Below are 21,584 nucleotides of genomic sequence, written 5' to 3'. Positions count from 1 at the left end.
TTTTAGCCTAAAGAATAATGAAGCTCCCTTTCTGTTTTTTTTTAGCCTCGTATAACGCTTTGTCTGCCCTGGCAATTAAATTATCAATATTAGTATCTTTTTTATCCACTATGGTGGCGCCAATACTTATACTTACTTTAGCTTTCTCATTATTTAATATGGCATTAATAATTGTATCTGCCTTATTTTTTAAAGTTTTGCCGTCCAGTCCGTGAATCAGTATGATAAACTCATCTCCACCGAATCGACATAAATAATCAGTCGCCCTAATATTATTGAGGCATACAGATGAAACTAACTTTAATTGTTCATCACCTTCTATATGTCCATAGGTATCATTAACAGATTTAAAGTTATCAATATCAATGACCATGATCGCAATATTAAAGTTGCCTCTCAGGTAACTAGCAAAAGAAATGGCAGCCACTTCATAAAAACGATTTCGATTAATAGCGCCGGTAAGATAATCTTTAGTCGCCAGTTCATATAAATTGTTATGCAAATTTTTCTGCTGAGTAATCTCTCTCTCTATCGCACCATAATAAGAAACTTCCCCACTCTCATTTAATAATGGAATGACTGAAAATTCTAACCAGTACTCTTCGCCACTTTTAGTGTAGTTAAGAAGCTCATAATTAACAGACTTTTTAAGTGGCATTGCTCTTTTTATACGTCTCAATGTATTTTTATCTGTCTTTTGCCCCTGCAGAATACGGGGTGTTTGGCCAATCGCTTCTTCCTTAGTAAAACCGGTGAGTTTCTCAAAAGCTTTATTGACATACTTAATTACAGGGTTTTCTAGATTGTTATCTGTAATGATAACAACGTCATTTGTTGATTCGAGTAGTTTAGCTTTATATTGGTCAAGATTATCCATAAAATTTTTGCCTGTATGTTTAAGGCTCTTCCCTTTGTATAAGGTAATGTAGATTATGCATGGGTTTCGTAGTCTTGCAAACCGAAATAGTTAGGTAGCCGCTGAATAAAGTTTACGCGTAACGTGGATCAATACCTGCAAATTCAGTTTTAAATTTCTCTCTTTAGGTGTGTGAAAAAAACGATTGGTTAAAAGTGATTGTATATTTAATTTTCAAGTAATCGGATGAGATAAGATGATGCGAGCTGGGATGAACAAGCGACCGCCTATGCAGCCGCGCTATCCAGCCTTTGTCAACAGCTTAAAATATTACACACGGGCTCTGTTGATGGGCTGGCTGTGGGTGCATAAGTTCTGCAAGTTTGATGTTTTTGTTCGACATAAGTTTTCCAATAAGCCACCACCCGGGCGCGTCGGTTGCGCGCACGAACACCCGCCCGGCAAATATACTAACTGAAAAATCCCCACCTAGCCCATCAAAAGAATCGTCGCAATCAGTAATAGGAAATGCATGGGCGAGCTTCAAATAGTAATCTTTAAATGTGTAGGAACGCGTGCAATCCTTATTCTCTTCTATTACCCCGTAAAGGCTCTGTGCCATCACGCATCGGTCAATACCAGGCAAGCGTCTCATTTCAAAACCTATCAATTGCCGCCACACTAAATCAATCATATCGTAATTATTTCCACTTGTCTGATATAAACTATCCCATTCACGGGCAAGTATCTCGAAAGTATGTTTCAGGCTAGCATAGTTATAATGCATGCAGGGTGTAGTCAACACTTGAGGAGCCCAATCTTTACGGAATTGGTCCAGGGCCTTACACAGCACTGTCTCACCTGACCTGTCTTTGTTGAGCAAGGCCTGTATTTCTTGAGGAGTCGCTTTTTTAATCAATTCAATTAAGGGAGATAAATCATAGGGTTTCTGATTCAGTAGGTTGTCAATATACGGTTTATAACGCCCATATTGGCGTACTCTTTCTTCCTCGCCACCATCTATTTCTGCAAAATAACCCTGCACCATCTTGGCCAGTTCATAATCACCTGCACCTAATAAAAACTCATAAATGGTGACCTCTCTTATTTCATGACCACCCGGTGTTTTTACATTGCCAGTTTGAAGGAGTAGGTTTGGATTAGACTGTAACAAAGCTAGAAGGGCTGTAACATCTTCTTGCCGTGCATAGGCTGCGTGATGTAACGCTTTAGCAATAGGGCTGGACTCCTTGATTATTTGCATGAGTTCCATTGGCACTCGAGAAAAAAGGGTGTTTTGGTAATTATTTAGTATTGGTTGTGTGTAAACTAATCCTTGGTCTTGGCGGTCTCGCATTATTTTAGATCTTTTTGATTAACAGTGAGCCAATCCTAAGACTTAAAGTTTAAGGAAATATTTTATTGACTACGCATTTTGAGAAACTCAGCTAAAAAACAGGTGAATTCTCAGCAAGCGTAGCCTGGTTGCTTGCAACCAGGATTTCAATTTAACTCCCTATACCTCATTCCCCTCCCCTAAGAATTCTCCACTCCAATTATTCGGTAACAACCCTTCACTGACATACCGATGGAAACTTGAGTTAGGCCAATCGATAACTTCTTTTACCAATCCGTGTTTCACCGGGTTAAAATGTATGTAATTCACATGAACATCCTAGAGAGGTTATATAACTCGTGAGCCAATTTGATTTTCTATCTCTTAGGGCTAATGTAAAAATAGGTGCCGGCGTTTTATCTCGCCTGCAATTGACCATGAGGTTGCTCTTCCTTGGGAACTTGCAGCCAATCAATTAACATTTTTACATCGGGGACAAAAGTCTGAGCGCAATACGCTGGTAAATCCTGGTTGCAAGCAACCAGGCTACGCTAGCTGTATTAACCCTTTTTAAAGAGGTTTAATGGATTCGCTGGCGCAAGACAGGCCATCAATCGGTCTGCCATCCCTTCAAAGGATTGTTTGGCTTGTTGATTTGGGGTGGTTGGATGAACACCACTGACTGCATTGGTCTTCTCTAGAAGAGATTGCAATGGGTTTAGCAGAGTCTCCTGTAAATCAGGTTTTCCTCGCCCGCCCAGTAATGCTGTAATTGCTTTATAATCGCTCATAATCCAACACCTTATTTTCTCTTATTAGCGTAGCAGAGCTTCCTTAAGGCATTATTAATTATAAAAAATTTAACTTGGCATCTTTTAACAAAATGAGTTAAATACAGACAATTTTTGAAACTAAAGAATATTTGTATGCCATCTGTCATTGAAACTAAGCCTCAATACCGTATGGGGAATAATTCATTCGCTAAAGCCATCGAAACAGAGATTAAGCGATTTAAAAACAGTAAAGAAACCGAACGCCAGGTTTGCGTTAATCTAGAATACCTGGCCGTATAGATTTCATTTTTTAACCTAGAAACTTTTCTAATAAAATTTGTTAGCATTATAAGCAAAGAGATTTTTATGAGGGTTGTAGGTATAAAACAGTGTTGCCCCTCATTTGTGGTAGAGTTTTCATTCAGAACTGTATGATCTAGATAAAGCAAGATCTATAAGGGATTTAAACCAACCAAGGAATATAATGAGTAATCCATTTTCTTTACTCCCAGAAGAAATACACCCTTTATATCAGGAGCACCTTTCTTATACAGACATAATAAATCTTTCTTTTACTTGTAAATTTTTTTCTCAATCCTCTATCACGCTTGCTGAGCTAAGAAATCGACAAGGTACTATTCATAGGGTTTGTGCAGGTGTAGATGCCGCTTATTTTTTATTTAAAGATGGCAAAGTTATGTCGATAGGTAGTCACCTAAGAGGCCAATTAGGAATAGGAACAACTAGTTTAAGTTGCCAGGATTTAATGTCGAATTTAAATAAGATTAATTTTCCCCCACAAATTTATATCGAAAAATTAGTGGCTGGCTATCAACATGTTTTTTTTAGAACAGCTTGTAAGAAATGGTATGGTTGTGGGTCTAATGGGTATGGAGAATTATATTCTGGAAATAAAGGCGACTCTTTTTCCCCTACTCCAGTTAAGTCTTTAGGTACAGTAAAAATAAAAAATATTGTAGCCGGTAAAAACTTATCTTTTTTTAAGTTGGAAAATGGTGATTGGTATGGTGTAGGAAACAACTCTTATGGTCAGCTAGGGACGGGACACAATCAAACCTCACTTATCCCTCAACTAATCCCATCCCCTAGCGGGAGCAGAATCAGAAATATTTTCACGCAAAACAATTCAACAATCTTAGAAACCGATGAAGGTATTTATTATGGTTGTGGTCAGAATAGTTATGGAGAGTTAGGACTAGGCCATACTGATAGGCAAATTGTTCCAGCCCCTATTCCATTCTCGTTAACTCATCGTATTGTAAAAGTAGTACACGGTTTCTTTGCGCATACCTATTTTCAAACAGACGAAGGATGGTTTGCATGTGGTATAAATCGCGCAGGACAGTTAGGATTTAATCATAGAAGACTTCAGCTTACACCTGCGTTAATAAAGTTGACTGATAATTGCAGAATTACCTCCATTTCTTCGGGAAATGCCCATACTGTATTGGGTGATGAGCGTGGTAACTGGTATGTTTGTGGAGCAAATAGACACGGACAGATTAGCATAGCGACTAAATCCAGATTTCCTATATTTCAATTAAGCAAAATATTTTTGCCTAATGAAGAAAAAATATGCACCGCAATTGCAGGAGGAAATTTCACCCTCTTTCAAAGTGCAAATAATTCTTGGTACTCATATGGTGAGATAAAAATTACTTTGGAACATGGAAAATCTAATCTTCCTACACCATTCCAAAAATAGTTTGGACAAGTCGCCATTAGCTCGCTTAGGAGAGGTTTCTCATTATCTCAAAATTCAAATCATAGTGACCTTCTTGAAATTATAGGTGCCGCCCGGCGCTTTATCTCGCCTGTAATTGACCATGAGGTTGCTCTTCCCGGAGAACTTGCAACCAATCAATTAACATTTTACATCGGGGCAAAAATCTGAGCGCAATACTCTGGTAAATCCTGGTTGCGAGCAACCAGGCTACGCTAGCTGCTTGTTGAAGTGCCAGTTTTTATTCTGCTTGTGAATGTAGCTTTCTGGCTGCGTAAGCACTGGTTTTTGGAAACGAATCCGACTTAAATAATATTAGAGAAGTCTGATTAGAACAGCAATCAGACTTATTGTGATTTATTTTGCCTTGGAGTATTAGTGTCCCCCGCCCTTCACATCCTCAATTTTCTTGTAACCACCTTGCAGCCGCATCTGCGGTGTCTTCCGGTCTCGTATTGAAAGCAATCGCCGCAGTAGGCGCAGCCTTATGTACAAGGTTGATCACCTTTTCAAACATCACTAATCCTTCAGAAGGTAGTCGCATGCCAGCACCAATGACCACGCAATCATAGTTTGTCGATGTAAGCTGCTTCTCTAATGTTGAGCAACCCTTTTCGTCGGGTGTGATCATACATTCATCCGCTTGCCATCCGCGTTCTTCCAATTTGTTAATCCCAATTGCAATCCCAATATGGATTTTCTCTGCATTCAAGCCTGGTGGTAAAGCGGGGTCGGAAAAATCCACTGTTTCCGGTTTCTGTCCGACAAATAATACACGTTTCATGTGATTCTCTCCTTGAATGGAATGCTTTAATAAGATCTCACTTTCAGTATCCAACTAAAGTACCATAATTGTGTTAAGTTAATATCTTTTGTCGGAGTTGATTATTATGATGTACTCAGATTTCACTGTTAATATCGTCTTCTCTTTTAATATTAAAATAATTTATACGTTGACGGAAGGGAAAGAAAACCTTTGCCCACCAACTCTTCTCTTACCACTTCTTTGAGCCTGATAAAGTATATTTATCAGACTTATCGAAGCTTGTGGAGGCGCGGATTCAACTCTTTAATGCAACCGCTCTTTTCTCATCATTTGTCTGGGACAAAAATAACATCGTTGGTGTTTTAAAACCTAATGTTTTTCTCGGTCTAAAATTGCACTATTCAGTTGAATCTAAAGTCTAATTACTCTCTCCTCTTAATAAGAAGATTCTTTCTCTAAAGAAGTTATTAATCGTTCAAAACATTGGGGTTGTATTGGCTTGAGGAGAATAGCGTTCATACCTACTTCAAGGCATTGTTCAATCTCAGGAAGTTGAACACGCTCAGAAATAGCAATTATGGGTGTTACTTTTAGCTGCATTTTTTGTGCTTCATTATTTCTTATAGCAATACAAGCATCAATTCCACTTAGTTTAGGCAACCCAATATCCATCAAAATATAATCATATTCTTTATTGTTAGCCATTTTCACTGCTGCTTGGCCATCTTCAGCAAAATCCACCTCGAATTGCCTTAGATGTAACATGAGATGAATTATTAAGCGCGTTTCAAGTTCATCCTCCACGAGTAAAATCTGTTTTATTGATTGTGACATTTTGCCCACCTTATCCCGTACATCAGAATTTTGAGTAAATAAATTCCTAAGCCAGTTATTGACTGACTGTTGTTTTAATAGCTAACGATTAAGAGTGATGAGTTAGATGGAGCTACTCTGCGTATAAGATGTAGTTATCCATGATAAGCAATGCTGGTCTAACAGAAGATATCTATAAATCATGCCTTCCATGGCAATTTACTATTCACGTCCCTACTTCCAACATTCTTGAATTTAATTATTCATCAATAGTTCGAATTCTGTCTAAATTAACTACACGCTTTGTTCGGTTTTTTAATTCCCTTTTTGGGTCCGGAGCATTTAAAATTTTCTTTAATAGAGTAAGAATACATTTTCTCCTGGTTTTAAGTGGCGGAATGAATAATATGAGTAACAACACCTAAAATGACTAAACTCGTTTCATCATTAACAACAATGGGTAAATAATTGGGATTTTCTGCAACTAAATGAATCCTTCCTGGTAGGATTGCCAATCGCTTAACAGTCAGCTCACCGGCCACAGAAGCGATTACAATTTTACCGTGCGTGGGTTTTATATCTTTATTCACAACTAGCATGTCGCCATCTTGAATACTGGCATTGACCATGGAATCACCAGAGGCAGTCACTAAGAATGTACTCCCTGGTTGTTTGCTAAAATGAGTGTTTAAATCGATATAATCTTCTATATAATCATCAGCAGAAGTTGGTGAACCTGCTCGTACTGTGCTTGAAAACAAAGGCATCGCATAATTGGTAACGCCACTTGCTAGAAAGGCTTTTACATCTTCTAACCGTGAGGCCGGTATCCTTAATGGATGCGTGCTTTCGCCGTAGGTGTTACTACCCTTTGGTCGTCCCGAGCCTTCTCGCTTACCGCCTCGTGGCATATTAGTTTCCTTTTTGATAAGTGTTCATTTATCAAAATACTAATCAAAGCTAAGCTTAAAGTAAAGAATATTTTACTCCTATTGTTTTCAGTGATTTGCTAACTTCTTTGATGGATATACGATATCACTTGTCTATCTAGGAATTATATTTCGTGGAGTTCTCATAAAACCTACATCAACCCATCGTTTTTATTTGAGCTTAGATGGCACAGCAAAAATATATGATATTAAAACTAAGAAGGAATTTAATAGCTCGATTGAGCTACTTATTTCATTCAATATTTTCCTGATGATTATAATAATTGGCAAAATCCCCATCTTGGCAGTATTTCAATAGCCCACAGTGAGCTTACTCAATATCAGAAAATTACTAATATGGCTGACTTACCCATAGAGAATCAAATCTACATTCGCCACAAGTGTTGGGAATTTTTACAGAATAAAGCTGTTAAGCTCTCAAGAGTATTTCTTAAATTTTCTTAAATTGATTAAGAATTTTGTAAAATCTTCCCTCTGACCATTTCTCAACCACTCTCGAAAAACGACCGTTTTTTGAGACTATTACCTTTTACAAATAGTTACTTTCCATTTCTCTTATCAATACTCTCTTGTTCCTCTTGGCAATATTATCGCAATATGCAGCGCAGTATGGGGTCAGGGCTTGTATTTTGATTGTTGCATGCAAGATTTAAGCCCTGCCCCCATTTGTGCATTTGTGTAGCTTTTATATTTTTTTGCAATGAAGCCGGAAGACCTGACCCTGGGGTGTATTACTGTGTTGGTGAAACGCGTGATTTGCTTCACCTAAGTAGCTTATTAGATAAATGTATTATACGTTGACTTAATGGTATAATATTTGTCCATTAGGATCCATTTCGTCTCATATTTATGAATTATGATCGTCTGCAAGCTAAGATAAATCATTATCTGGATATTTTTGGTTATGGGTATATTTCTGAGCAGAAATTGAAACATATTGCTGCAAAATTACCTTCGTTAAAATCAGCTTATTTAGATTTAAAAAGAGGTGCTGAACATACAGTGGCGCTCCATTCTGGCAATGTAGAAGCAATTGCTCGCCTAACTGATCTTATAAAATTAGGAGGGCAAATAACTAAATTAGAGCAGTTAGCTAGTAATGCAAGTAGAGGTTTAATTCAATTTCAAAGTTATAGACCTGTCACCAAAAACCCTTTGCCACTAGGAGCACCACTACAAAAAGCCAATTCTGAGCCTTCTCCCTTGATGCAACTCCCTAATGAATTGCTAATGAGAATTTTCCAGAATTTATCTTTTTACGAAAAACAAAGTAATCGCCTTTTATCCAAACGCATTCATAATGTTATTGAGAGTTGTTATATTGAAGAGAACGTCTTAGTATTTCCTATCAAAGATAAAAAAATTGTATTTTTTCTTGATCCCATTAACATCAATGGTTCCCTCACCGTAAATGATTATTTTAAATATATAAATAATGGTTGTGTACCCAATAATGGCGTTATAGTTTTTGAAAGGTATTTACAAGGTTTAGTTAATAAAGATGTTGAAAAAAGGATGATGTATCCTTATAGCCTGGCATCCGCATTTTCTTTTATTGCTTCGATGATCAATTCCCTTGTACATTATCAAAATTCCAATGTTCTCAAAAGTTTTTTTAATCAGAATAATTTAACAATTTTATTGATTTTTGTAGTTATTTTGCTAGCTCTAAATTTCAGAACAAATCAATTAAAACAACAAGCTCCTCTAAAATATGGAAGTTTTTTTAACCCGAGCCCACAAAGCATGAGAGGTTTTAAGGAATTAATGCCCAGTGTCGGTCTAACTACTGCGGAAGAAAGAGAATTAGCTCAAGATTTCGGTCAGCCGAATGTTAGGCCTCAAGAATTGGTAGTCAGTAGCCCATAAGATTTGTACATTCGCGTAGCTCGGTGTGTAAGCGCAACAGGTATCTCAAAAACAGTAAACGTAGGTCGGGCCCTTGGCCCGACACCTATCTTGAACGAAGCAAGGAATTCGGCTTCGTTGCAAAAAATATAAAAGCTACAAAAACACAAAATCAGGGCGTAGTTTAGCCATACAGATGAAACAACTGGTTAATAAATGACACTTCATTACAACCATCCAAATATTAAATTGCCCTTTTTTAAACATACGCCCTACGTTTCGCACCAAGATAAACGATTTTTATAATTATTCTGTTCAATAGCCAGGCAGGAGAAGCCTGTGCCACGCGCAGATTCTGCGGCAAGTCCATAGATTTCAAGAGCATACTGACCAAAATAAGAAATGATTTGTTGATGTACTGGTTTTAGATTAGTTACCACACGATGTTTTTGATCGTTTGTCAGGATGGTTACAACAGCTATCACGTTCATCAGCTCAGCAATCCATTTCATTGTGGGATTTTGTACTGGCTTACCCAGCTGATTGGGAAGTGCTTCATCATGCTCCTTTAAGCATTGCCTGATGTGAGCTTGAGCAAAATTGTACACCATGAGACAAAGCGTCATTACCATCATCAAGGCTGTAATTCGCTCAGGTGTTTTAAGGAAGAAAGAGTCCAGTTCGAAGGCATTGTTTTTCATGAATTTAAAGCTTGATTCGACACAGGATTGCTCTTTATATTGTTGAAGCATGGCATGATTATTCAATAGCGAGCTATCACATTGATTACTGGCCAAAATAAAGCGTCCCAGTGTTTCTTTTTTAGCACCCACCCTCTCCAGACAGGTAGAAAGACAGGCTTGTATTTGATATCCAATCACCATTTTTTGAGCTCCAGGTTTTGGGCGACCTTTCCCTGTATGGCGTTCAACAGGTAGAATCTCATAATGAATTTGGTGGTATTTGAGTGATTTGATGAGCGGTTTTAATGCCTGCTTTGCATCGTCAGGACATTGAAAGACCTGGTGACCAAGATGCCATAAGGATTTAATGAGCTCTTGAGATTTTTTATCCAAATGCCTCTGAAAAGTCTTTAGCTCTCGCAACCTCGCCTGTTGCGACTCAATCAAAACCCAGCGTTGTGGAATACCATAAAGAACCGTTTCATGAACACTTCCACGATAGTTTGCATCAAACGGCTCCCAGGTCAGAGCATCACAAGGCTTGTTCAACAATACTTTGGCTTCATTAAGCTGTGCAGGTACTCGGGTTATCCAAAACACGTTATTGAGGCTTGCCAACTGCTCTGGAACATAAAAGGCGGCATCAACCACAAAACAAAGGCCATCAGGCATCCCATGAATACTTTGTGTAAACGCTTGCACCCTCCTAACCGTCTCTTGGAAACTTGTTTTATCACTACTATTCCCATCTAAGGCCTCCATCCATAAGGGGATATTCGCAGCTCCTCCTTGTACTAGTGACAGCATCACTTGCTTTAGATCAGAGCGATTCGCTTTGGAATATCCGTAGTCTGGTTGCGCAATCCCGGGCGCGGCCTCTTCTGTGTCATAGCGGCCGTAAAGAACAAAGCTTGTACTGTCTAAATGCAGTCTCTGGCTTAGTAAATTTTTTTCTCGGGCAATCTCAAAAGCCAATTCCGAATAAAGCCTGGTCACACCGTATTCTGCGATTTTATCCAGGCAGCGACCAAGACTGTCATCATTCAGGTGTGCCGCGTCTAGTTCTGAACCAAGCAGTTGAGCCACAGGCTTATCTTGGAAAAAATGCGGCGTCATATACAACCGGCTATTCATAAAACCCAACCCATTGATAACCATCGCCGCTACTCGACGACCATAGCTTACCACGCCTCCTTTTTTTTCATTTAACTCAAGGCGTGCATCAATTCTCTCTATTATCCCTAATTCTCTAATCGTTGCTGCAACAAGTCCTAAATGCCCCAATTGCTCTGAACTTACTGTATCTCGATTCAGCATCCTTCTCTCCAATAGGTCTTTGGGAGACAAGGGTACCTGATTCTTCTCTTGTGGGCTGTGATCTTTTTCTTATATCGGCTTGATCTTTTTCTCAATTTAACTAATGCGATAATTCCTTGGGGATAATTCTAATTTTAGCTTTTTCATGCTGCGGAATGTCCGTTATAAGGTACTTAGGAGTCTATATAAAATCCAAGCCCTGACTCCAAGACTCTACACCATAGGTGAAGTAAGGGAGTATGCAGGTATACAAAATTCAAGCCTGACCCTCTTCATGTTGTACTGACCCCATTTGTGTGTGTGTTGATTTACAATTCTATACCACATTTACACGGGAATGTGGTTAATACCTCAATTCAGTATTGAATAATATCTCCTATACAATGTTTGGTAATAATACCGCTTGGCACTATCGTCATTAAAAAAGAAGTATATTTTTTATGAGTTGGACTAACAGGGGCATTTGAACAGAAACTTACGGTTTTACTCTAGCGGCTCTCTCTCAAAGCGTAAATTCTCGATAGGAACACCCTAGTCAAAAAATTCCCCAAATTTCCTTTGGACAAAATACATCCTTAGCATCTTCTTCAGCTACTGCTGCTTTTATCATTAGTATCCTCTTTGCACTCATTCAGATCAATTACCATAAGGTTCCAAATTAAAGCCTGGACTTGTTAAATCTGAATTTTTGCAGTCATAACAATCTTTTTTAGGAAAAATGGGAAATTGAACTCTAAAGTACCCTCCTATTCCCTCCTCTGTATTTTCATACATAGGATTTTCAAAACAAAGCTCAGGATTAGAAGAGGAAAAATCGTTTGTATAAAATTGGGAAGAGAGTACTGCTAAAAGTCCTGTAACAGCACCCATTAAGTTCTTAAGTGTAGCACTGGTAAATTTTTCATGTCTATCATGCTTGGTTTCGTTATAGGCTTTATACCAATAAGGAGATTTTAATTTTAGATCATCTTTTTTAAATGATGCAAAAGGAACAATAGATTTTATTTTGCCATGCCAATTCGGAATCACTATTCGATAAGAAGATAATTTATGAGTTTGGTTGAGATCTGAGTAGCTTATAATATTCCAATCTTTAGGCTTAAGATGGGGGTAGTTATTTGCTAAAAATATTGCTTTAAAATTGGCTTCTACTTCAATACAGCTTCTTATTAAGAGTTCATGGATCCTGAAAGAATAAGTATTCAAATTTATATCTGATGGTTCAATGTAATCAAATAATTGAAGAAGATCTTTTTGGATTAACAGAAAAGCCTTTATATAATGTAACGCATCCGTTGCATAACGTGGATCTTCTATATAGGCACTACCAGTAGATGGCCTATATGTTCTATAAACTGGTTTAGTAATAGCCATACCATCTCCACTTTTTTTCCTTAGAATAAGGATATTTTCTTATCTCTTGATCCCCTAGTCATCAAAGCCACGCTGGCTAACTATATGGAAGAAAAATTCACTATAATTAAAAATAAACTTTAAGTATTCGACATGAATAAAAAATATAATTACTTGGATGAGCATGGAAAAAAAATTTCAAAAAAGCAATTTGATGCATATTGTTATTGCAGGCGTCTTTCTTCGCAACTTTTTGAAGAAATTGAATGGTATTCGTTTTTTGAAAATCGAATCCTAGCGGTTATTGTAAGGGATTTTATAGATGATGATTACGGATATGTTATTCTGGGTCGAGACGAAAATAGGCTTTTTCGCTGCATTGACTTATCAAAAAAATTTTCAGTTTCTGCAGATATTTGTAGAGAAGAATTATTGAGTATTATTCATAGTCAATATGAATCATCAGTTCAGGATTGCTATCCTCAAGGTAATAATAAAAAAAGGAAAATTGATTTATTTAAAGAGTGTATCCCTAAAAATAAACAACACAAATTTTTTAAAATCCTTGCTCAAGAACCTAGGTTTGAAGCCGCAAGAAATCTTATATCCGAGATCACTAATTCGTTTATTGATAAAGATGGGCATTATGTACGTGAATTTCAATCAGAAAATTTTCATGCAAGATTATGGGAACTATACCTTCATATGTATTTTAATCATAACGTAAATCTGCTGGTCAGTAATGAACATACTTCCCCTGATTTTGAACTTTCTTATTTTGGTGAAAAATTTTTTGTAGAAGCTGTAACCGTTAATCCTTCAACCAATCCCCAAAGGCCAGACCCTCCCACTTCTAAGCCTGCTGATATTCAAAAAAATCTAAAAAATTTTATGCCAATAAAATTTGGAAGCACTTTGCTATCTAAACTTACAAAAAAATATTGGGAAAAAAATCATGTAAAGAATCACCCATTAGTTTTTGCAATTCATGATTATCATACAGATGACTCCATGACTTGGTCTCGGGTAGCGCTTGCTATTTATCTTTACGGATTAGAATCAAAAATAGAAGACGGAGTATCCACTCTCTATCAGGTACCCAAACATAAATGGAAAGGAAAAAAAATTGAATCTGGTTTCTTTTTCAATTCGCAATATTCTAAGTATATCAGCGGAGTATTGTTTAGTAATCAAGCAACATTAACAAAATTCAATCGAATGGGTAAGCTAGCTGGTCTTGGAAGCTCTTCTATAAAAATGATAAGAATGTCTTTTTTACTTGATGATAATCCGAATGCATTACTGCCATTAATGGAATATAAAGATATTGATGCCTCTGATTATGAAGAATCATGGTCTGAAGGATTAGTAATATATCATAATCCCAACGCTCTCTTTCCCTTAAATATTAACGCGTTCAATGATATTTGTAATGTCTTTTATGATAACGAGGTTGGGCTAATTGGTTTTAATCAATCAAAGGAAGTACTCAATTCTTTTACTTTTGTTGTACAACCAAAATAAACTCAGGCTCAGTTGGCTTAAAATCAAAGTATGCGAAACTCTTTTATCTATGCATCACCTTATCTATATTTTCATCAAAAAATTTCCCACAACCCGCTTGCTTTAAAACATCGTGTTGCAAGTTTAAATTTTGATCATCTGTTGAAACGCGGGCATATCCGATTAACGTATTATCTTTTAGTTAATTAATTCATTGGAATTGAAGTTATATTAACTTAGTTTAATTTACAATATTAATTAACTTTTACGATCGCATTATTAAAGGTTTTCTAGAAATCGAGCAACACTTAGTACACGAGTTAACAAAACCCCCGTTTCTAATATTACTCTGTGTGAATTTGGCGTATTTCAGTATGACACTGTTATACATCGTGGGAGATTTACAGGTTTCCTGCGGCCTTTGTTTTTCTTATTGCAGTTCATCCTCTTTTTTCATTACACTAGGCCGTATTCAACGAATATGTCGCCAAACTTCAATCAATATGCTATTTTTCCAAGCTAATTTGGTATTTAGGGAGAAGCATGAGAATAGCCGTTAAAACGATGCATTATTTTGTCATTATGGGATTGCTGTTTAATTTAACCGCCTGTATGAAAACAAAGTCCCAAGGGGAAATGGCTTCCTATAAAGTCAGGGGTAAAGTATATACCCCTCTGAGATCGGCAAAAGGGTATAAAGCACGAGGACTCGCTACGTTTTATGGTAAACGCTTCCATCATCGCAAGACATCCAATGGAGAGCGGTACAATATGTATTCTATGACAGCCGCACATCCTACGCTTCCCTTTAATACCCGGCTACGGGTTAAGAATCTGAAAAATGGACGAACCGTAGTGGTTCGTATTAATGATCGCGGCCCCTTTTATAGTACGCGCATTTTAGATCTTTCTTATGCTGCTGCAAATCGTCTGGGAATCACAAGTCCTTCTATGGTAGAAATACAAGCGCTCAGTTAGATTATCAATTTGAGCATTTCCGAGTACTATCCTTATTAACACTCGCTGGAAGAGACTATTGAGTTGGATAATAAAAATAAATCTATTTTGGGTGTTGGAGCAATCTTATTAGCCACAATATTTTGGGGAATGACCTTTGCATTTATTAAGGATGCGGTGGCAACACTATCACCCTTTAATTTTTTGTTTTGGCGTTTTGGTATCGCTAGCTTCTTATTACTCCTTATTTTTTGGAAAAAAATAAGGTTCGATCGGCAAACCCTATTTTATGGCACCTTTTTAGGTCTCCTCCTGGCTGGTACAGTGATATTCCAAACCATCGGCTTACGCTACACGACTGCCTCGACTGCGAGCTTTATCACTGGACTGTCCGTTATAGTAGTTGCCCTCTTTGAGTCTTGCCTTCATAAACAATGGCCGTCCATCTATGTCATTGCTGCCACGTTAATTGCCCTGGTTGGGGTTGGGTTTATTACGCTTTCTGATGGATTTACAGTTAGTCACGGCGATCTCTGGGTTTTATTGTGTGCATTTTGTTTTGCGGGCTATATTTTATTCGCTGGTAAAGCCTCTCAGATTCACCAATCACTCTCCTTAACGTTCATTCAATCCATTTTTGTTTGTATTTTAGCGGGAGTTGCCAGCTTATTTACTACAAGACTTGCTATTCCCTCACAAACGAATGTTTGGGTTGCCATTTTATTTTGCAGTATCTTTGCTTCAATTTTTGCTTTTTTGCTACAACTCCAATTTCAAAAATATGTTAGCTCTACTAAAGCAGCAATTATTTTTTCCCTTGAACCGGTATTTGCAACCATAACTGCCGCAATTTATTTGCATGAGCAATTAACTGTCCAATTCTTCATTGGAGCTTTAATGATATTTTTTGCCATTTTGCTATCAGAAAAACGGACTAAACAAAAAGTAATTCCGCAAGATTAAAGACACGAACCACTAAAAAACTGTCAATGATAATCAGTGTAAGATCATTTTCTTCCAAAATCTGATCGAATTATTAAATCAATGGGGTCAGGGCTTAAAGGTGTATTTGAAAGCCTTTCCCCAGAGCTCCTTACTTTACCAAACTTGTCTCCCAATCAATCCTCAGCCTGGATCACTCCAAACCGCAATCCAACAATTATCGCGCTTGTTATATTTTTACAATCCAATTTTTGAAAGATGGATTGCCGATGCTGAGTCACTCTTCGGGTGGATACCTTTAAAAAAGCTGCGATGTCTTTCACCTCTTTACCTTGGGCGGATAAGTAAAGACATTGCTTTTCCTGCTCACTTAAACGCAGATCGAAACAAATCGGCAGTCTTATCCAGGTACTGGAAAGCAAGGCCTGGATTTCGGCCAGTTGGTTAGCGGTTGGATTACTATTGCCTAAATAGTTCAGGTAGTTTTTTGCAAACACTTTAAAAAAGGGACTGTCGATTAAATTCGTTTTCCTCAAGGTTTCTTGCTTTGTTTTCACCATTATTCTTCCTTTATGTTTTAAAGGCGTGACTTAGCACAGGAATTATTGAAAAAATAATTCCTGTATCTCTAGTCGCTGAAATAATTAAGATTTCTGGTTAAAAGCGAATTAAAAGCACGCTGTAAACCATGCTCCTAATGTTCAACCGGTGCAAATAATGTGAAATTTTGGTGGCTTCTTACGGACATGCCATTGAAATACAAAACTGAAATAGACTAAGATTCGTTTAGCCATAATTTATCCTCGTAGATAGATTGTGGTTAGCTGGCGGGGAGGAGGTGAGATGCCTCTCTGTCAGCGCTTATTGCATTTAAACACATCAAACGCAGATTTATAGTATTTGATTCTGTGGTGCCTTGCAAATGAATTTTTTAGCTTTTTAGCAGGCACTACAGAAATTTTTTATTTCGTAGATCCACATCAGTAAGCCTTTTCCAATAAGGAATACTCCCTCCCCTCTTTCCTATAATTCCGATGAATAGAGCACTCTTAACTTCCTTTTTAGGTAGTGTTTTTTCAAATTTGGAAAAGACATAATACCGCCCTTGCGAAAAATGGATATTGGTTATCAACCTCCAGGGGGTTTCCTTCAGGTAATAAATTCCGTAAAAAACGCTGCACATTTAAAGATGGAATATCTTGATGCAAGGGTAAATGTGGAGATATAGCGTAACCTTTCTTTTGCCAGTTTTCATTATATTTCCAGTACAACTGGTCCTCGATAAAAGCAATATTGGCTATTTGATTTTTTCCTAGATAAACATCCAGGGTTTGCTTAGCTCCAATCATTTTTATCTCCACCATTCTCCACCCACGGTTTTATGTAAAGATTTATCCCTAAACCAGAGCAAATTTGTAATACACTTGCTAATTGACAGTTCGATTGCCCATGCTCTATTTTCATAAAGGTTTCTTTGGCTATACCACATAAAGCAGCCGCATCCTCTAATTTTAAATTACTTTGAGTTCGACGGGCTTTAATGGCATCTCCTAACAATTTTGCTGTTAACGGCGACTGAAGATTAGGAGTCGGTAGTTTTTTAATTTGCTTGGCCATATCATCCTTAATAGAAAATTTTGAATTAATTATTAATTAATCCCATCCTCGTAGGATTAATGGTCAAAAAGAATAATAAAGACTTTAAGATCCTATTATAGTAGGATTAATTATTGAAGAACAATAATGAGACTATAAAATCCTATTATAGTAGGATTAATTGCCCTGTAATTTCTTCACACCTCTTTGTAGTGCCAATTATTTGCCGATGCAAATAATTCGAAATCAACTGCATAGGCTTTCTCACGCGCTCCGCCTCGCGCATGATATTACCTACTGGTAATTTTATGATTAAGTAGACGTTTTAAAGCATATGCAGGCAAATCGAGACTTTCAGCCGTAGTAGCGAAAGTTCGTCTTAAATCATGGACGTTAAAAGATACACCTGATCACTCGGAAACTTTAAGCATTGCTTTCTCGGCTCCCTAATAGAACCTGTTTGACTTAAAGCTGGGAAAAAAAATTCCTCTATCTAAGGAAATGATTTTTAAATACATTCTATTTTTAGTCCTGGCTACTTCTATCCAATGATTGTTGAAATGAGAGGAGATATGTTCTATCCGTTAAATATATGGATAATTTTTATACATTAATTTTGCATGGACTAATAAAGGAATTATTATGAAAGCAATATGCTGGCATGGAAAGAAAGACGTACGTATTGAAAAAGTCCCTGATCCTGAAATCATTAATGAGCAAGATGCAATAATCCGCGTTACCGCAACAGCAATTTGTGGTTCTGATCTCCATCTTTATAACGGGTTAATGCCTACTATGGAATCTGGAGATATTTTGGGACATGAATTCATGGGAGAAGTTGTTGAACTAGGCTCAGCGAATAAAAAATTAAAAATTGGCGATAAAGTTGTTGTCCCTTTCACCATTTCTTGCGGTAAATGCCATTTCTGTAAGAAAAAACTCTATGCAAGTTGCGAACTGTCTAATCCTAATGGAGAAATAGCCAGACAACAAATGGGACAAACACCCGCAGGCATGTTTGGCTATTCCCATCTGTTAGGAGGTTTTTCTGGTGGCCAGGCAGAGTATGTAAGAGTTCCTTTTGCAAATGTAGGTCCTATCAAAGTTCCCTCGGATATTGCTGATGAGAAACTATTATTTCTATCTGATATTTTTCCTACCGGGTACATGGCAGCCGAGAATTGTGCTATCGAAGAGGGAGATACAGTAGCTGTCTGGGGTTGTGGACCGGTGGGACAATTTGCCATCCAAAGCGCATGGATGTTAGGTGCAGGACGGGTGATTGCCATTGACTGTGTTGCAGAGCGCTTAAAACTCGCCGAAAAATTTGGTCATGCTGAAACGATTAATTTCAAAGAAGAAGATGTTTTTGATGCCTTAATGGTAATGACTAAAGGACTAGGTCCAGAACGTTGTATTGATGCTGTTGGATGCGAGGCCCATGTAGGACCTTCGTTTGACTCGATTGTCGATCGAGTTAAGCAAATGACTTACTTGCTTACCGATCGAGCCCATGTCCTAAGAGAGGCTATTCGATGTTGTGGGAAGGCTGGGACTATTTCTATGCCAGGAGTGTACTTAGACAATCTCGATAATATTCCTTTTGGGGCAGCCATGAATAAAGGATTAACTTTTAGAATGGGACAAACCCATGTACAACGCTACTTGCCTATGCTGTTGAAAAAAATAACGGATGGTGAAATTGATCCATCTAAAATCATCACACACCGCATTAAGTTAAAGGCTGCTCCGGACGCTTATAAAATTTTTGAAGAAAAACAAAATGGTTGTATCAAGGTGGTTATGACCCCCTAGGAGGCTACAAATGGATATTTATGACTATTTAAAAATGGATCATGACAAAGTTGAACATCTGTTTAAATTATTTGAAGATTCAAAAATAGTAACCCGTAAAAAGGAAATCGTTGCTTTAATTGCTCAGGAGTTATTAGTCCACGCTCACGCTGAGCAAGAGACTCTATATCGTAGACTGGCTGAACACCCTCAAACCAATGAAATCGCTTTGCACGGCGAGAAAGAACATCGTGAAATTGAAGACCAAATTAATAAGGTGATTCAAAGCAAAGTAAGTGGAAAAAATTGGGAGAAAGCGGTATTAAAATTAAAGGAAATCGTTGAGCACCATGTACGGGAAGAGGAAGGTGAACTATTTAATCAAGCCAAAAAAATTATTTCATCGCGACAAGCTATTGTTATTAAAGAAAAAATGCATTATTTAAAAGGAAAATTTTTGCTTTGGTTGGAAAAAACTAAAGAAGAGGTGGCCGTAAAAGCGAAGCCAGCGCCTAAAAAAGGAAAAAAACAGGCTGTAAAAATAAGAGCTAAAACGCATTCTCAGGCCGCGCGGGATTATCATTAACCCCTTTTAGCAGGCGAGACACTATGACAATAGTGCATCCCCAACGCTGAACTATTTCGTTGACCAGCAAATGACGAAAGATGAGCTTAGGGTTAAATGATTGAGATTGCCCTTATTAACACCATGGAAACAGTATCAACTGAGGTTTTTTACATTTTTAGAATGTAAAAGAGCAATCGCTTTAAGAAAATCTATTTCATCAATTTTGATAACGTTTTCAGTTGATCGGCCTCCTCAGCTGGTTTATCCCATCTTATCCGATTAATGCGAGGGAATCGGAGAGCTAGCCCTGATTTATGGCGAGAAGACAAATTCACTGCATCAAAAGCAACTTCAAAAACCAATTCCTTTTTTACTTCCCGAACAGGGCCAAAACGATGGATAGTGTTATTGCGTATCCATTGATCCAGTTGTCTGAGCTCTTCATCGGTAAATCCGAAATAGGCTTTACCGATTGGCAGTAACTCCCCTTCTTGCCACAAGCCAAAAGTATAATCTGAGTAATAAGAAGAGCGTTTACCATGCCCTCGCTGAGCATACATGAGCACTGCATCAATGATTAACGGATCTCGTTTCCATTTGTACCAATGTCCCATTGGTCTCCCGGCAAGATAAGGGCTTTGCTTATTTTTAATCATTAACCCTTCTACGGCTGGATGATTTTCTTGCAGAATTTGGTGTTTTAATTGCGGTAAGGTACAGCCTTCTTTGCAGGTTAATAACTCTGAAAGGAGGATATTATCTGCTGGGTGAATCGCCACCCATTGCTCCAGTTTTTGCCGACGTTCAGTAAAGGCTAAGGCTCGCAGATCGTCCGAATTCCAGCTTAAAATATCATAGAGTATTATGGCTGCAGGAGAATCTGATAAGCGTTTTTTGGATATTGTTTTGCGGTTTAATCGTTGCTGTAAATCGTTAAAACTACCAATCCCATTCATCGTTTTAATGATTAACTCTCCGTCTAATACGACCTTGCCTTGTATGGAAGCCAGCAGATCCGGAAAGGAATGACTGATATTATCGCCAGTACGGGTAAACAGAGCCTTTCCTTGATCCGTCGATACAATTTGAACGCGGATACCATCATATTTTCGCTCAAAGGAAAATTCCTGGAGATTGATTTGTTGCAACTCTTTTTCGTCAAAGGGGTGAGATAACATAACGGGATGAAAGAAAATCGATTCCTTATTTAGGGGTACGGCACTCTTTTTTTCTAGCCAAGCAAACAATTCAATATAGGGTGGATTTAATCCATGCCAGATTTGTTCGATTTCCTGTACATCAACTTTGCCATATTTAGCTAAAGTATTTTTTAGAAAGCGTGCCGAAATACCAATCCGTAAACTCCCTGTACCTAATTTTAAAATGGCCCAACGCTCGATAACATTACTGTGATTGAGTAAATCACTTAAATAATTTTTAATTTCATTTTTGGGTAGGGATTTGAATTTGGCAATTAAGCTGGAGAGCAAAGGCAATTCATTATTAGCTCCCGGCTGAGGCCAAAGCAAAGCGATAGTTTCTGAGATATCGCCCACATAATCATAAGAAAGCTCAAATAAAACAGGATCCATTTTATCCTGGATTAACTCTCTAATTAACACACGATTAAAAGTAGGAAAAACCAGGGTATTTGCCATAATAGCGAGGGCATACCCACGTTCTGGATCGGGTGTACTAGAGAAAAAATTAAGCAGTAACGTCATTTTATCCAAATGACCATAAGTAAAATAAAGATTGTGGAGAAGCTGAGCCAATTTTTTCATG

Annotated in this window: 21 protein-coding genes and 1 pseudogene; 8 read left to right on the top strand and 14 right to left on the bottom strand. The window is 37.6% G+C overall.

From position 1 onward, the window contains the following. Positions 1 to 7 precede the first annotated feature (7 nt). The 4 genes from DYC89_RS05010 to DYC89_RS04995 all read right to left on the bottom strand — a co-directional run bounded on the left by DYC89_RS05010 (position 8) and on the right by DYC89_RS04995 (position 2,983). Positions 8 to 877: a sensor domain-containing diguanylate cyclase gene (locus tag DYC89_RS05010; RefSeq protein WP_115220778.1), complete on the bottom strand. Its 870-nt coding sequence runs from the start codon at positions 875 to 877 to the stop codon at positions 8 to 10. Positions 878 to 1,178: 301 nt separating this feature from the next. Beyond that, positions 1,179 to 2,120: a hypothetical protein gene (locus DYC89_RS05005; protein WP_245953952.1), complete on the bottom strand. Its 942-nt coding sequence runs from the start codon at positions 2,118 to 2,120 to the stop codon at positions 1,179 to 1,181. Positions 2,121 to 2,372: 252 nt separating this feature from the next. Continuing rightward, positions 2,373 to 2,522 carry a hypothetical protein gene (locus tag DYC89_RS05000; protein WP_181879328.1) on the bottom strand — a complete coding sequence of 50 codons (150 nt, stop codon included), beginning with the start codon at positions 2,520 to 2,522 and terminating at the stop codon, positions 2,373 to 2,375. Positions 2,523 to 2,752: 230 nt separating this feature from the next. Further along, positions 2,753 to 2,983: a hypothetical protein gene (locus DYC89_RS04995; RefSeq protein WP_058443487.1), complete on the bottom strand. Its 231-nt coding sequence runs from the start codon at positions 2,981 to 2,983 to the stop codon at positions 2,753 to 2,755. A 135-nt stretch (positions 2,984 to 3,118) separates the two neighbouring features. Here DYC89_RS04995 and DYC89_RS16475 point away from each other — a divergent pair, with 135 nt between their 5' ends. Beyond that, positions 3,119 to 3,265, top strand: coding sequence for a hypothetical protein (locus tag DYC89_RS16475; protein ID WP_181879327.1), 147 nt, complete (start codon positions 3,119 to 3,121; stop codon positions 3,263 to 3,265). A gap of 184 nt (positions 3,266 to 3,449) precedes the next feature. Further along, the gene (locus tag DYC89_RS04990) at positions 3,450 to 4,691 is read left to right on the top strand and encodes an RCC1 domain-containing protein (protein WP_115220776.1); all 1,242 of its coding nucleotides are present in this window, start codon (positions 3,450 to 3,452) and stop codon (positions 4,689 to 4,691) included. Positions 4,692 to 5,109: 418 nt separating this feature from the next. Here the strand turns inward: DYC89_RS04990 and DYC89_RS04985 are convergent, their stop codons facing one another. The 3 genes from DYC89_RS04985 to DYC89_RS04975 form a co-directional block, all read right to left on the bottom strand. Beyond that, complete coding sequence (locus tag DYC89_RS04985; RefSeq protein WP_115220775.1) at positions 5,110 to 5,493, bottom strand: hypothetical protein; 384 nt, start codon at positions 5,491 to 5,493, stop codon at positions 5,110 to 5,112. Positions 5,494 to 5,910: 417 nt separating this feature from the next. Next, positions 5,911 to 6,309 (bottom strand): response regulator, encoded by a 399-nt coding sequence (locus tag DYC89_RS04980; protein ID WP_115220774.1) that lies wholly within the window; start codon positions 6,307 to 6,309, stop codon positions 5,911 to 5,913. A 365-nt stretch (positions 6,310 to 6,674) separates the two neighbouring features. Beyond that, on the bottom strand, positions 6,675 to 7,199 hold the full coding sequence (locus DYC89_RS04975) for a LexA family protein (RefSeq protein WP_115220773.1): 525 nt from the start codon (positions 7,197 to 7,199) through the stop codon (positions 6,675 to 6,677). An 888-nt stretch (positions 7,200 to 8,087) separates the two neighbouring features. Here DYC89_RS04975 and DYC89_RS04970 point away from each other — a divergent pair. Next, on the top strand, positions 8,088 to 9,107 hold the full coding sequence (locus DYC89_RS04970; RefSeq protein WP_115220772.1) for an F-box protein: 1,020 nt from the start codon (positions 8,088 to 8,090) through the stop codon (positions 9,105 to 9,107). Between the two features lie 251 nt (positions 9,108 to 9,358). Here DYC89_RS04970 and DYC89_RS04965 read toward each other — a convergent pair whose 3' ends face one another. Together DYC89_RS04965 and DYC89_RS04960 are read right to left on the bottom strand one after the other, a co-directional pair. After that, a complete protein-coding gene (locus tag DYC89_RS04965) occupies positions 9,359 to 11,086 on the bottom strand; it encodes an IS1634 family transposase (protein WP_115220201.1) in 1,728 nt (575 codons plus the stop codon). Between the two features lie 636 nt (positions 11,087 to 11,722). Beyond that, entirely contained in the window at positions 11,723 to 12,460 is a 738-nt protein-coding gene (locus DYC89_RS04960) for a hypothetical protein (RefSeq protein WP_115220771.1), read from the bottom strand. 132 nt (positions 12,461 to 12,592) lie between these two features. On the opposite strand from DYC89_RS04960, the gene DYC89_RS04955 reads away from it, so the two are divergent. Beyond that, the gene (locus DYC89_RS04955) at positions 12,593 to 13,963 is read left to right on the top strand and encodes a hypothetical protein (RefSeq protein ID WP_115220770.1); all 1,371 of its coding nucleotides are present in this window, start codon (positions 12,593 to 12,595) and stop codon (positions 13,961 to 13,963) included. A gap of 64 nt (positions 13,964 to 14,027) precedes the next feature. On the opposite strand, the pseudogene DYC89_RS04950 reads toward DYC89_RS04955, so the two are convergent. Next, positions 14,028 to 14,126, bottom strand: a pseudogene (locus DYC89_RS04950) (recombinase family protein); the annotation flags it as partial. Between the two features lie 359 nt (positions 14,127 to 14,485). Here DYC89_RS04950 and DYC89_RS04945 point away from each other — a divergent pair. Both DYC89_RS04945 and DYC89_RS04940 read left to right on the top strand, forming a co-directional pair. Then, positions 14,486 to 14,920, top strand: coding sequence for a septal ring lytic transglycosylase RlpA family protein (locus DYC89_RS04945; protein WP_115220769.1), 435 nt, complete (start codon positions 14,486 to 14,488; stop codon positions 14,918 to 14,920). 63 nt (positions 14,921 to 14,983) lie between these two features. Further along, the gene (locus DYC89_RS04940; RefSeq protein WP_115220768.1) at positions 14,984 to 15,862 is read left to right on the top strand and encodes a DMT family transporter; all 879 of its coding nucleotides are present in this window, start codon (positions 14,984 to 14,986) and stop codon (positions 15,860 to 15,862) included. Between the two features lie 155 nt (positions 15,863 to 16,017). Here the strand turns inward: DYC89_RS04940 and DYC89_RS04935 are convergent, their stop codons facing one another. The 3 genes from DYC89_RS04935 to DYC89_RS04925 all read right to left on the bottom strand — a co-directional run bounded on the left by DYC89_RS04935 (position 16,018) and on the right by DYC89_RS04925 (position 17,458). Next, complete coding sequence (locus DYC89_RS04935; protein ID WP_115220767.1) at positions 16,018 to 16,401, bottom strand: response regulator transcription factor; 384 nt, start codon at positions 16,399 to 16,401, stop codon at positions 16,018 to 16,020. Positions 16,402 to 16,917: 516 nt separating this feature from the next. After that, the gene (locus DYC89_RS04930) at positions 16,918 to 17,205 is read right to left on the bottom strand and encodes a HipA N-terminal domain-containing protein (protein WP_115222658.1); all 288 of its coding nucleotides are present in this window, start codon (positions 17,203 to 17,205) and stop codon (positions 16,918 to 16,920) included. Beyond that, a complete protein-coding gene (locus DYC89_RS04925; RefSeq protein WP_115220766.1) occupies positions 17,177 to 17,458 on the bottom strand; it encodes a helix-turn-helix domain-containing protein in 282 nt (93 codons plus the stop codon). Before DYC89_RS04925 ends, DYC89_RS04930 begins: the two co-directional genes overlap by 29 nt. Positions 17,459 to 18,079: 621 nt before the next feature. Between DYC89_RS04925 and DYC89_RS04915 the strand changes: the two genes are divergently transcribed. Further along, on the top strand, positions 18,080 to 19,252 hold the full coding sequence (locus DYC89_RS04915; RefSeq protein WP_115220765.1) for a zinc-dependent alcohol dehydrogenase: 1,173 nt from the start codon (positions 18,080 to 18,082) through the stop codon (positions 19,250 to 19,252). Between the two features lie 10 nt (positions 19,253 to 19,262). Further along, a complete protein-coding gene (locus tag DYC89_RS04910; protein WP_115220764.1) occupies positions 19,263 to 19,817 on the top strand; it encodes a hemerythrin domain-containing protein in 555 nt (184 codons plus the stop codon). A 191-nt stretch (positions 19,818 to 20,008) separates the two neighbouring features. Here DYC89_RS04910 and DYC89_RS04905 read toward each other — a convergent pair whose 3' ends face one another. Then, complete coding sequence (locus tag DYC89_RS04905) at positions 20,009 to 21,583, bottom strand: cisplatin damage response ATP-dependent DNA ligase (RefSeq protein WP_115220763.1); 1,575 nt, start codon at positions 21,581 to 21,583, stop codon at positions 20,009 to 20,011. Position 21,584 lies beyond the last annotated feature (1 nt).

Origin of the sequence: Legionella donaldsonii (assembly GCF_900452385.1) — a bacterium.
Lineage (GTDB): Bacteria > Pseudomonadota > Gammaproteobacteria > Legionellales > Legionellaceae > Tatlockia > Tatlockia donaldsonii.
Note: the sequence above shows the minus strand (reverse complement) of the source record. Positions and strands in the feature narration are given on the sequence as shown.